The organism is Bradyrhizobium sp. Arg237L, assembly GCF_029990105.1.
Classification (GTDB): domain Bacteria; phylum Pseudomonadota; class Alphaproteobacteria; order Rhizobiales; family Xanthobacteraceae; genus Bradyrhizobium.
Genome location: NZ_JAQMIL010000019.1, coordinates 15764 through 28078 on the forward strand (window position 1 = coordinate 15764; position 12315 = coordinate 28078).

8 protein-coding genes are annotated in these 12315 nt (G+C 64.6%); 1 reads left to right on the top strand and 7 read right to left on the bottom strand.

Annotation, left to right across the window (positions count from 1 at the left end):
* Positions 1-56: 56 nt before the first annotated feature.
* A complete protein-coding gene (locus tag OZ411_RS13905) occupies positions 57-3206 on the bottom strand; it encodes a multidrug efflux RND transporter permease subunit (RefSeq protein WP_282528398.1) in 3150 nt (1049 codons plus the stop codon).
* Positions 3203-4435 (bottom strand): efflux RND transporter periplasmic adaptor subunit, encoded by a 1233-nt coding sequence (locus tag OZ411_RS13910; protein ID WP_282528399.1) that lies wholly within the window; start codon positions 4433-4435, stop codon positions 3203-3205. The genes OZ411_RS13905 and OZ411_RS13910 overlap by 4 nt, the downstream gene beginning before the upstream one ends.
* 333 nt (positions 4436-4768) lie before the next feature.
* Here OZ411_RS13910 and OZ411_RS13915 point away from each other — a divergent pair, with 333 nt between their 5' ends.
* Positions 4769-6280 carry a porin gene (locus tag OZ411_RS13915; RefSeq protein WP_282528400.1) on the top strand — a complete coding sequence of 504 codons (1512 nt, stop codon included), beginning with the start codon at positions 4769-4771 and terminating at the stop codon, positions 6278-6280.
* A gap of 12 nt (positions 6281-6292) precedes the next feature.
* Here the strand turns inward: OZ411_RS13915 and OZ411_RS13920 are convergent, their stop codons facing one another.
* The 5 genes from OZ411_RS13920 to OZ411_RS13940 form a co-directional block, all read right to left on the bottom strand.
* On the bottom strand, positions 6293-7045 hold the full coding sequence (locus tag OZ411_RS13920; RefSeq protein WP_282528401.1) for an FCD domain-containing protein: 753 nt from the start codon (positions 7043-7045) through the stop codon (positions 6293-6295).
* A gap of 5 nt (positions 7046-7050) precedes the next feature.
* Positions 7051-8718, bottom strand: a complete 1668-nt coding sequence (locus OZ411_RS13925) for an AMP-binding protein (protein WP_282528402.1) — start codon at positions 8716-8718, stop codon at positions 7051-7053.
* A 65-nt stretch (positions 8719-8783) separates the two neighbouring features.
* On the bottom strand, positions 8784-9977 hold the full coding sequence (locus OZ411_RS13930; RefSeq protein WP_282528403.1) for an acyl-CoA dehydrogenase family protein: 1194 nt from the start codon (positions 9975-9977) through the stop codon (positions 8784-8786).
* Between the two features lie 2 nt (positions 9978-9979).
* Complete coding sequence (locus OZ411_RS13935) at positions 9980-11071, bottom strand: phosphotransferase family protein (RefSeq protein ID WP_282528404.1); 1092 nt, start codon at positions 11069-11071, stop codon at positions 9980-9982.
* Positions 11072-11319: 248 nt separating this feature from the next.
* Entirely contained in the window at positions 11320-12291 is a 972-nt protein-coding gene (locus OZ411_RS13940; RefSeq protein WP_349017010.1) for a helix-turn-helix domain-containing protein, read from the bottom strand.
* Positions 12292-12315: the final 24 nt, after the last annotated feature.

The window sequence follows — 12315 nt, forward strand, 5'->3', positions numbered from 1 at the left end:
GGTGCTCCGAAACTTGCGCGGCGGGATATCGGAATTCGGCCAATTCACCCACCATTCTACTCCGCGGGCGGCGCGTGCGGTGTTTCGGCCGGTTTGCCGAAACGGCGTTTCGCCTCTTCGCGCCAGCGCTGGAAGGTGACGTAGAGCATCGGCACCAGGAAAATGCCGATCGAGCTTGCGGCGAGCATGCCGCCGAACACCGCTGTGCCGACCGCCCTGCGGCTGATCTCGGCGGCGCCGGTCGCGACCACCAGCGGCACAAGGCCGAGAATGAAGGCGATCGAGGTCATCATCACGGCGCGGAACCGCATCTGGGCACCGAGCTCCGCGGCTTGCGCAATCGGCAATCCGCCCTCGCGCTGCTCCTTGGCAAACTCGACGATCAAGATGCCGTTCTTGGCGGCGAGCGCGATCAGCACCACGAGGCCGATCTGGCCGTAGAGGTCGAGGTTCAAGCCCGCGACCTTGATCGCCGTGTACGAACCGAGCACGCCGACCGTGACCGACAACAGGACCGGGATCGGAATGGTCCAGCTCTCGTAGAGCGCAACCAGGAACAGATAGGCGAACAGCACCGCGAGCGCGAGGATGATGCCGGTCTGCCCCGAGGCCGCCTGCTCCTGATAGGCGGTGCCGGTCCATTCGTAGGAATAGCCGGCCGGCAGCGTCGCCCGCGAAATCTCCTCCATTGCGGCGATCGCGGTGCCCGACGAGACGCCCGGCGCCGGGCTGCCGTTGATGGTGACCGAACGGTAGTTGTTGTAGCGGGTGATGACCTGCGGTCCGGTGACGATCCTCAAGCTCGCGATGGAGCGCATCGGCACCATCTCGCCGCCGCTGTTGCGGACATAGATCTGCCAGATGTCGGAGATGTCGCCGCGGTTGGCGGCCTCGCCCTCCACATTGACCTGCCAGGTGCGGCCGAACAGGTTGAAGTTGTTGACGTAGATGCCGCCCAGCGTCGCCTGCAGCGCGGTGAACACGTCGGCCATGTTCAGCCCGAGCGCCTGCGCCTTGGCCCGGTCGATGTCGAGATAGATCGATGGATTGGTCGCGGTGAAGGTCGAGAACACGCGCGCCAGCCGCGGATCGCGGTTGGCCGCATTGATCAGGCCGGTCATTGTGCTGCCGAGCGCGGCCGGATCCTGCCCCTCCAGCGCATCGAGCTGATATTCGAAGCCGCCGGAGGTCGAAAGCCCGATGATCGGCGGCAGGTTGAACGGCAGGATATTGGCCTGCCGTATCTGCGCGCCCTCACCAAACATTCGCCGGATCGTCGCCTGCACCGAATCCGCGGCCGCCCGCCGATCGGCGAACGGCTTCATGCGCGCCACCATGAAGGCCGAGTTCGGCTCGCTCGCGCCGTCGAGCAGCGAGAAGCCGATGATCGAGAGCACGTGCTCGACCTGCGGCATGTTCTTCAAGAGCGCTTCGACCTGCTTGGTCACCTGGCTGGTGCGCGACACCGACGCGCCGTCAGGCAATTGCACCGAGATGAAGAAGGCGCCCTGATCCTCCTCGGGCAGGAAGCCCGTCGGAGTTATTCGCGACACGCCGAAAACGCCGCCGGCAAACACCAGCACCGCGACCAGCGACAATATCGCCACCCGCAGCAGCCGGCGCACCATGCCGGCATAGCGGTCGCGGACCCAGTCGATGCCGCCGAGCACGCGCCCCATGATGCCGCGGCGCGGCCCGGTATGCCGCAGGAACACGGCACAGAGCGCCGGCGACAGCGTCAGCGCGTTCAGCGCCGAGATCACCATCGCCGCGCTGATCGTCACCGCAAACTGGCGGAACAGGGTTCCGGAGATGCCGGGGATGAACGCAATCGGCACGAACACCGACAACAGCACCAGCGAAATCGCGATGATCGGCGCGGTGATCTGCGCCATCGCCTTCTTGGTGGCCTCCGCCGGCGACAGCTCGGGCTCGCTCTCCATCACGCGTTCGACATTCTCGACCACGACGATGGCGTCATCGACCACGATGCCGATGGCAAGCACCATCGCAAGCAGCGACACGGTGTTGGCGGAATAGCCGAGGATCAGGAGAACCGCGAAGGTGCCGATCAGGCTGACCGGCACCGCGACCGCCGGGATCACCGTGGCGCGCAGGTTGCCGAGGAATAGGAACACGACGATCACGACCAGCACGAAGGCTTCGCCGAGCGTCTTCAGCACTTCCTTGATGGTATCGGAGACGAAGGTCGTGGAGTCGTACTGCACCAGATAGGTCAGGCCAGGAGGAAACCGTTCCGACAGTCTGGTGAGCGTGGACTGCACCGCCGCGGCGGTGGTCACCGCATTGGCCCCCGGCGCAAGATAGATGCCGATCGGCACGCCGGGCTGGCCGTCGATCCGGGACTCGCTGTCCATGTTCTGGGCGCCGATCTCGACCCGGGCGACGTCGCTGATCCGGAGCACCGAGCCGTCCGGATTGGCGCGCAGCACGATATTGCCGAACTGAGCCGACGTCGTGAGTCGCCCTTGCGTCTGCACGTTGAACTGGAACTGCTGATCGTCGGCGATCGGACGGGCACCGATGCGGCCGACCGGGGCCTGCACGCTCTGCGCCCGGATCGCCGCGATCACATCCGACGGCGCCAGATTGAGGCTGGTGAGCCGCTGCGTGTCGAACCAGATCCGCATCGAGTAGTTCAGCTTCGCGAACAGCGAGGCCTGGCCGACGCCCGGCGTACGCGAGATCGCATCGAGCACGTTGATGATCGCGTAGTTGGTGATGAACAGCGGATCCTGCTGGCCGCTCTTGCTGTACAGCACGATGAACTGCAGCACCGCCGAGGATTTCTTCTGCACGACCAGGCCTTGCGCCTGCACCTCGGTCGGCAGTTGCGCGAGCGCGCTCTGGACGCGGTTGTTGACGTTGACGGTGTTGATGTCAGGATTGGTGCCGAGCGCGAACGAGACGGTCAGCGTGTAGCTGCCGTCATTGCCGCTGGTCGACTTCATGTAGAGCATCTTGTCGACGCCGACGACCTGGGCCTCGAGCGGCTGCGCAACGCTCGATTCCACCACCTCGGCGGAAGCGCCGGGGAAGTTGGCGGTGACGGTGACCTGCGGCGGCACGATGTCCGGGAACTGCGCCACCGGGATTTGCAGCAACGCCAGCGCGCCCGCGATGGTGATGACCAGCGCGATGACGATGGCAAGCCGTGGACGATCGACGAAGACGGCGGAAATCATGGGCTGGTGCCCGCAGGCTTCGGACCGATCGCGCCGCTGCTTTGGCTCGATCCGGTGTTTTCCGCCGTTTCCTTCAGGCTCGACTGGATCAGCGCGCTCGCCGGTCCCGGCGCCACGGGCTGGCCGGGCCGCACCCGCTGCATGCCTTCAGCGATCACCTTCTCTCCGACCGAAAGCCCAGTCGTCACCGCAGCGATGGTCGCGGTCGACTGTCCGAGGACGATCCGGCGCTGCTCCGCCTTGTTGTCGGCCCCGAGCACGAAGACATAGTCGCCCTGCTGATCCGACAGCACGGCCGAGCGCGGGATCGCCACCACATCGACCGGCTGCACGCCCTCGAGCAGGACGGTGACGAACTCATTGTCGGTGAGCTGGCGCACCGTGACGTCGTCTGCCGACGACAGATGGGGCAGCACAGGATTGGGGATAATGCCGCGCAGCGTGATCGTATCGGTATTCTGCGCGATCGTGTTGTTGACGAAGTTGAGCTGGCCGACCTGGTCATAGAGCTTGCCGTCGGGCAGACGGACCCTGATCACGACCGCCCTGAACCCGCCCAGCGTCGCGTAGCGGTCGCGCAGCGTGAGGGCTTCGCGCACCGAGACCGGGAAGGTGACGTACATCGGGTCCTGGCTCACGATCGTGGTGAGCACCCCCGAGCTCGGGCTCACGACGTTGCCCTCGGTCACCGCCGTGCGGCCGATCTTGCCGTCGATCGGCGAGCGGATCTGGGTGTAGTCCAGATTGATCTTTGAGAGGTCGACTTGCGCCTGGGCGGCCTGCACCTGCGCTTCCAGACTCTGCTCGTTCGCGAGCGCGGCATCATAGGTGGACTGCTGGCCGGCCGGGCCGCCGAGCAAGGCCTTGGCGCGGCCGGTCGTCAGCTTGGCGTTGACGAGGGTTGCCTGCAATTGCGCGACCTGCGCCTTCTTGGACTCAAGGTCGGCCTCGAACGGGCCGCGCTCGAGCTCGTAGAGCATATCGCCGGTCTTGACCTCGGCGCCTTCGACGAAGTTCCGCTTTTCCAGGAAGGCGGTGACGCGGGCGACCACATTGACGCGATTGGTGGCCTCGATCCGTCCCAGGAACTCGTTGGATTGGGTGACGGGCCGCTTGACCGCCTCGATGATACCGACAGCCGGGGGTCCGGCGGCCTGCTGGGCCTCGGCGGCGGCCAGCGCGCCGAACATGGCGGTCCCCAATGCGACGGCACCGGCGAACCGGGCCATTGTTATCCCTGCAAGACTCACGTTTCGCGCCTTTGTCCCGTTTGATCCGGATCAATAGCACCCGGATCGGGAAAGCCAACGGTATGAACGTATAGCAACGACAGATCGATGCTCTGTCGATGGCTGGATCGCCGCGTTGCACCAAAAAGTGATGGCGGAGGAAGGGATCCGGTCCGCGGGGCCTCCGCTGGTAGCGCAGTGTGGCCCGGCCGCTACTGGAACGAACTTTTTTGGCTGGGCGCTGCACAACCTGTTGAATGTTGCTTGCTGCACGATCGGCCGGCAAGCCAAGCTTGGCCAGGCGCCGTGGGGCCGGTCGCCGGGAGCTTTCTGATGGCAAAGCTCGGGATCTGTGCGGCATTCCTTCTTGCGGTTGTCGGCGCCTCGGGCGCATCGGAGGCATGGGCGGCCGACGTCACGCCGACCAAGGCGCCGGCGGCTTCGGCCATGACGCCGCGTCCGTGCACCGACCCATCGGACTTCGTCACGACCAATTGCCAGCTCACCTGGGAAGGCATTACGGTCTTCGGCATCATCGACACCGGCTTCGGCTGGCAAAGCCACGGTGCGTCGTTTGATCCGCGATCTGCAGTTGCAGCCTCCTACCTGATCCAGAAACAGAACCGGTTGGCGACATGGACCCTTGCGCCCAATGCGTTGAGCAATTCGACCATCGGCATCAAAGGAACCAGGCCGATCGGCGAGGACTTTTCTTTCGTCTTTGACCTCGATGCCGGCTTCGACCCCTACTCGCTGCGATTCTCGAATGGACCCGGATCGATTGCCGCGAACGCCGGCGTCCCGCAAAACCTGCAAACCGCCTACTCGGATTCAAGCCGCGCCGGCCAGTGGTACAACGGTCAGGGCTACGTCGGCGTCAGTTCTCCCACTTATGGCACGCTGACCCTCTTCCGGCAGAACTCGCTGACGCTGGATGCCGTGTTCGATTACGATCCGTTCGGCGCCTCCTACGGATTCTCGGCGATCGGCTTCCAGGGTATAACCTGCGGCGGCGGCAACACCGAAAACTGCAGACACTCGACGTCGGTGAAGTACCGGTACAACTTCAACCACTTCCGGGCAGCGGCGCTGTGGCAGTTCGGCGGTTATGACGAGAACAATGCCTCCACCGGCGCCTATCAATTCCAGCTCGGCGGCGACATTCCGATCCGCGGCAATGACGTGCTCTCGGTCGACGCCATTTACAGCCATGTCAAGAATTCCGTATCGCTCGCGCTGGCGTCGGGAGCAAACGCAAACAACGCGTTTGGAGCGCCGATCCCCCCGTTCCTGCCGCAGACCCTGACGGCGACGATCTCCGACAACACCGCCGCGATGTTGGTGGCGAGATACACGACCAAGTCGCTGAAGCTGTACGCCGGTTACGAATACATCCGATACGAGCCGCCGAGCAATCCGCAAGTCGCCTTCACCGACATCGCAGGAAACTTCCTTTGTCAGGGCTGCGATGCCCTCAACAACACGAACATCAACAATGCCGCGTTCGGCGTCGGCGGGCTCCGCAACAAGACCTTTCAGGTCATGTGGGCCGGCGCGAAATACTCCATAACCGACGATCTGGACGTGATCGGCGCCTATTATCACTACATCCAGGACTCCTTCTTCGGCACTGCCGCCAGAGGCCCCGCCTTCTGCTCCTCTAGCGAACACCCGCAATGCGCCGGGACGTTCGACGCAATTTCCACCGCGGTCGATTGGAGGTTTGCGCCTAAATGGGATACCTATGTCGGCGTGATGTTCACGCAGGTCAACGGCGGATTGGGGTTCGGCTTCTTCGAGCATAGCAACGTCGCCACTACGGCCGGGTTGCGCTTCCGCTTTTGAGATTGACGCGACCTACGCGGGTCGCTGCGACCAGCCTATCGGCGCCTCGATATCGAAATTGGCAAGCTCATAGCCGCGCCGGAAATCGACGATGTGCTTGTCCATCCAGGACCGCGCCTCGGTGGGGTTGCGATCGCTGAGCGCCTGCAGGATCTTCTCATGGGCGAACACCAGACGCTCGCCCGCGTTCAATCGGGAGAACACCCGCAGGAAAGCCGGATAGAATAGCTGGCTCATCGGCTCGCGGCTGAGCTGCAGGGCGCGGTTGCGCGAGGCGCGCGCGATGATTTGGTGAAACTCGATATCGAGTTCGACGAGGCTCTGCTTGTCCTCGAGCGCCGTCTTGGTCTTGTCGACATTGGCCCGGAGCGCGGCCAGCATATCGTCGTCGATCCGCGTGGCGGCGCATTCGGCCAGCACCGGCTCGAAACAACGCATGCTTTCCCAGAGCTCGAAGAAGCTGATCTCCTGCAGCACGATCGCCGCCGTCACCTTCTCGGAAATGTCGGCCTCACGGGGCACGGAGACATAGAGCAGCTTGCCGCCGTCGTGACGGCGGACGAGGCCGTTCTGCTCCAGCACCCGGATCGCTTCGCGGACCGTCGAGCGGTGGACACCAAAGCCCGCGGCCAGCGCGGTCTCCGCCGGCACCCGGTCGCCGACGGCCCACTCGCCCGACATGATCTTGGCTTCGATGCTGCGCACCACGAACCGGTAGACCGGCTCGTTGCGCTCTTGGACGTTGTTGAGGTCTGCTACGGACATTTTGGTCAGACAACGCTTGGCGTTCTGGACGATGACGATGCAGAGCGCGCGAACTCGCGGTCGCGCAAATCGCGGCGGCGGATCTTGCCAGTGATCGTCATCGGAAGCTCCGCGATATACGCGATCGCGCGCGGATATTTGTAAGGCGCGGTGACCGACTTGACGTGATCCTGCAATTCGCGCGTCAGCTCCGGCGACGGCGTATTGCCTTGCCGCAACACCACAAACGCCTTCACGATCTCGCCGCGCTCGATGTCGGGACTGCCGACCACCGCGCACATCTGCACCGCCGGATGCTCGGCCAGCGCGTTCTCGACCTCGATCGGGCCGATGCGATAGCCTGCTGAATTGATCACATCGTCCGAGCGCCCGCGATACCAGAGATAACCGTCGGCATCCTTCTCCGCGCGATCGCTGGTCAGAAACCAGCGCCCGTCGGGACCGTCGACAAAGCAGGCCGCGGTGCGCTCCGCATCCTTCCAATAGCCGAGCATCAATTGCGGGTTGGGCATCTTCAGCGCGAGATCACCCTCCTGCCCCGGTGGCAAGCGGTTGCCATCAGCGTCGATCACATCAAGATCGGAGCCCGGCGACGGACGCCCCATCGAGCCGTAACGGACCGGCTCGCCTGGATAGTTCAGCGCGACCATCAAGGCTTCGGTCTGCCCATAGGCTTCATCGATGCGGATGCCGGTCGCCGCTTCCCAGCGCTCGGCGACGACGGGGTTCATGGCTTCGCCCGCGGTGACGACGCGGCGCAGCCGGCCGAGATCACCGCGTGCGCGGACTTCGCCAACGACCCGCGACAGCTCCGTGCCGGGCGCGCAGTAGACAGTGACCTGGTGCTTGCGCAGGAGTTCGAGCCGATCCTTCGGCACGAACGGGCCGTCGAAAAAGAAAGAACAGGCGCCGCAGCTCAGCGGTCCGAAGATGATGCTCGTGCCCGCCTTGCTCCAGCCGGTGTCTGCCGTGCACCAGATCACCTCGCCGGGACGCAGGTCGAGCCAGTAGATCGCCGACACCCGCCACGCATAGATCGCCCGCGCGGCATGGACGACGGCCTTCGGATGGCCGGTCGAGCCTGACGTGTAGTACATGATCGCGGGATCTTCGGCCCTGACGATCGCCGGCTCGATCGTCTCGGAGGCGCGCGCCACTTCGCTGTTCCAATCGAGCCAGCCCGACCTCTGGCCGAGCGCGATCCTGACCGGGATCAGCGTCTCCACGGATGCGAACTTCGCAGTCTGCTCGGGACGGCAGATCGCCGCCTTGGCCTCGGCATTGGCGACGCGGTATTCGATATCGCGCGCCGTCAGCATCTCGATGCACGGGATCGGCACCGCGCCGATCTTCATCGCCGCAATTAGCGCGACGAACCATTCCGCCAGCCGCGGCAGCATGATGATGACGCGGTCGCCCTTCTCCACGCCGTTCGCCCGCAAAACATTCGCGAGCCGGTTCGTGAGCCGCGACAGATCGGAATAGCTGTAGCGCCGGGTCTCGCCGGCGGCGTTCTCCCAGATCAGCGCCGGACCATCCTGCTCGCGGGCGCGGCGGTCGATGATATCGGCACCGAAATTGAAGGTCTCCGGCACCTGCCAGCGGAAATTGGCGCACAAGCTTTCATAGCTTTCGACCGCAGGCTCCTTCGGCGGTGACCAGATATCGCGCATCATTTCCTCCTGCTCGCGCGTTTTGCGCTTGTTGTTCTGTTTCTGCGGCGGGCTCTTACCGCCGCCTATCTCGCGCCATGGGTCACGATCCGCCGTCCGATCGCCCAGCGGTGCACTTCCGACGGGCCGTCATAGATGCGGAAGGCGCGGACGTCGCGATAGAACCGCTCGACCACGGTATCGCGCGTGGTGCCGAGCCCGCCGAGGATCTGCAGCGAACGGTCGGCGACGCGCGCGATCGCTTCCGAGCAGATCACCTTGGCCATCGAACTTTCGGTCGAGGCCCGCTCGCCTTTGTCGAGCAGCCACGCCGTGTGCCAGATGGTCAGTTGCGCCTGGTGGATATCCATCGCGTTGTCGGCCAACATGAAGGAGACGCCCTCGTGCTCGCCGAGCGGCTTGCCAAACGCGGTGCGACGCCGCGCGTATTCGGTAGCGATCTCCTGGGCGCGGATCGCGGCGCCGAGCCAGCGCATGCAATGCGTCAGCCGCGCCGGCGCGAGGCGAACCTGGGCGTGGCGAAAACCCTGTCCGATCTCGCCGAGCACGGCATCGGCCGGCACGCGCAGCCCGTTGAAGCGGACCACCGCGTGACCGCCGACAAAGCTGGAATCGATGGTGTCGAGCGTGCGCTCGATCGTGATGGCGGCATCGGACATGTCGGCGAGGAACATGGTGGCTGCCCCTTCCATTCCGCCGCCGCTCGTCTTCGCCATGATGATCGCAAAGGCGGCGCCCTCGGCGCCGGTGATCAGCCATTTCTCGCCGTCGATGACCCAGTCATTGCCATCGCGCCGCGCCGTCGTCTGCAACTGGCCAGGATCGGAGCCTGCGCCGGGAGCAGGCTCCGTCATGCAGAAGCAGGAGCGGACTTCTCCGGTCGCGAGCGGCTTCAAATAGCGCTCGCGCTGATCGGGCCGCGTCACGACATCAAGGAGATGGATGTTGCCCTCGTCGGGCGCGGCGCAATGCAGCGCGACGGGACCGAGCATGGAATAGCCGGCGGCGGTGAACACGGCGGCGCGGCCGATATGCGACAGATGCTGGCCACCATATTCCGCCGGCGCATGCGGCGCGAATACGCCGGCCTTGCGCGCGAGCGCATTGAGCTCGCGCCGCAGCTCATCGGTCGGTCCATGGGACGTCCAGCGCTTGTCCTTTTCGAACGGGACCACCGTGTCCTTGACGAAGGCTTTCACGCGATCGGCCAGTTCGGACACGCGCGGCGGCAGCGAAAAGTTCATGTCGAGTTGATGCATCGTCAGTTTCCTCGCTCAGTTCCGGTCGTGGCATCGCGCGCGACCAGAAGAATATCTTCGCCAACGCGGGCGAAGTCGGCATAGCGATTGTCCCTCACCGCGCCGTTGACCCATTGGCGGTGCAATTGCAGGAACACGATCCCGAGCTTGAACAGCGCGAGCACGCGCATCGCCGGCAGGTCGTCGATATCCAGACCGGTCAGGTCGGCATAGCGCCGCGCGACCTCGGCACGCCGCCAGAATCCGGGCTGAGCCGTCGGCATCTGCTGCAGCCGCTGCAACGCCGGCGGATCATCCGGCTGCGCCCAGTAGCTCAAGAGCGTCGCCAGATCGAACAGCGGATCGCCCCGCGTTCCCATGTCCCAATCGACCAGCGCGACCGGCGAGAGCGTCTGCGGATTTAGGATCAAATTGTCGAGCTTGAAATCGCAGTGCAGCAGCGTCGGTGTCCGGTCGCGGAATGTCTGCCGGGACAGCCACTGCGAAATGTCCTGCAATAGACCTTGCAGCGCGCCATCCTCGGCAACCAGCGCCCCACGTTTCGACCAGCCGGCAATCGCGCGGGCGATGAAACCCTCGGGGCGACCGAGATCCTCAAGTCCGACCACGCGCGCATCGACCCGGTGCAGCGCGGCCAATGTTGCAACCATCATCTCCGAGAGAATCCCGGGTGCATCGTCGCGCCCCTGCAGCGGCGACAGATCCGCGCCGCGGATGACGAGCCCTGCGCGATACTCGATCAGTTGGAAGGGAACGCCGATGACGCTGCGGTCGCCGCAATAGTGCAGCCCCCTTGCTATGAAGGGCAGCGCATCGGCAAGGCGCGACAGGATGCGATGCTCGCGCGCCATGTCATGGGCGCCCGGTGGCAGGTCGCCGTCGGGCGGACGGCGCAGGACAGTCGGGGCACCGTTGGCGATCAGGAGATAGTTGCGATTGGCGAGGCCACCGGCGAACTGCCGGATCGGCTGCGCCAGATCGACACTCATGCCGTGCGCTTCCAGATAGCGCGCAAGGCGATCCCAGTCGGCCGGCGCGGTTTCCGCGGCCGACAATAGTCCCGGATTTCCTGATAGCGACGGATCAGCAATCACGCGCGCCTCGGCCTCCCTATTCCAAATATCGAGGTTGGAGCCCTCGCCTACCGCCTCCGGCGGCGCGGGACCATTATTGTCGGACCAAAATTAGCGCCAAGACAGCCAAGCTTGCAACTGGCGACCAGCCAAACCGATGCCTCGCTCCTTCGGATTCCCAATAAACTATTGTAAATTATCAATATTTCTCAAGTGGCATCTGAGAAGCCAAATCCACCACCGCACATATGTCGGACAATAAATCGCGGTCAGCGCTCCCGGGCACCGAAGCGTTGACGGTAGGCGGTCGGGCTGATGCCGGCGACTTTCCGGAAGCGCGATCGGAAGGTAACCGCGGATTCGAATCCGACCGAGCTTGCAATCTGATCGACCGAAGCCTCGCTGGTTTCGAGCAGTTCCTGCGCCCGGCGGATGCGCATCTTGAGCAGCCATTGCAGTGGCGTCGTTCCGGTCTGTTCCTCGAACCGTCGCGCCAGCGTCCTCGGACTCATGCGCGCCTGATCGGCCAGCATCCGAACCGTGAGCGCGCGGTCGAGATTGGCGCTCATCCAGTCAAGCAGCGTGGTCAGGCTGGCGGCGGATTTCGGCGGTTCGTGCCGGATGAACTGGGATTGGCCGCCGTCCCTGACCAGGGGCGCAACGGCGAGCCGCGCGGCATCGGCCGCAACGGCTTGGCCATGATCGCGGCGTAGCAGATGCAGGCACATGTCCACCCCGGCCGAGGCTCCGGCGGAGGTGATCAGGCGCCCCTCGTCGACGAACAGCACGTTTGGATCGACCTGGATGCGGGGATAGCGCCGTGCGAACTCGTCTGCGCAAATCCAGTGCGTCGTGGCCCGCCGCCCATCCAGAAGGCCGGTTGCCGCCAGAACGAAGGCTCCCGAACAGATCGACGCCAGTCTCGCTCCGCGCTCCCAGGCAGATCGAAGCGCCCCAAGCACAGCCGGGGAGACCGGAGCGGTCGGATCCTCCACTCCCGGCACCAGGACCGTATCGGCCGACACGAGCTCCTCGAGGCCCCACTCCGTTTGCAGCGTGAAATTCCTCGACCGAACTTCGGTCGCCTCACTGCACACGCGGACACTATAGCTGGCAACGCCACTCGCGCGCCCGAACACCTCGCACGGGACCGACAGGTCGAACGGCACGAAGCCGTCCATCGCGAGAACTGAAACTTTATGCATGGTCACCTCGGAGCGAGCATCTACCACGGCGAACATAGCCGAAGCGCGGTTTGGCGGGAA

Coding starts and splice junctions, on each gene's coding strand:
- OZ411_RS13925 (WP_282528402.1), bottom strand. CDS start 8,718: ATGCGCGATATCTGGTCACCGCCGAAGGAGCCTGCGGTCGAAAGCTAT.
- OZ411_RS13920 (WP_282528401.1), bottom strand. CDS start 7,045: ATGTCCGTAGCAGACCTCAACAACGTCCAAGAGCGCAACGAGCCGGTC.
- OZ411_RS13940 (WP_349017010.1), bottom strand. CDS start 12,291: ATGTTCGCCGTGGTAGATGCTCGCTCCGAGGTGACCATGCATAAAGTT.
- OZ411_RS13910 (WP_282528399.1), bottom strand. CDS start 4,435: ATGGCCCGGTTCGCCGGTGCCGTCGCATTGGGGACCGCCATGTTCGGC.
- OZ411_RS13915 (WP_282528400.1), top strand. CDS start 4,769: ATGGCAAAGCTCGGGATCTGTGCGGCATTCCTTCTTGCGGTTGTCGGC.
- OZ411_RS13905 (WP_282528398.1), bottom strand. CDS start 3,206: ATGATTTCCGCCGTCTTCGTCGATCGTCCACGGCTTGCCATCGTCATC.
- OZ411_RS13930 (WP_282528403.1), bottom strand. CDS start 9,977: ATGCATCAACTCGACATGAACTTTTCGCTGCCGCCGCGCGTGTCCGAA.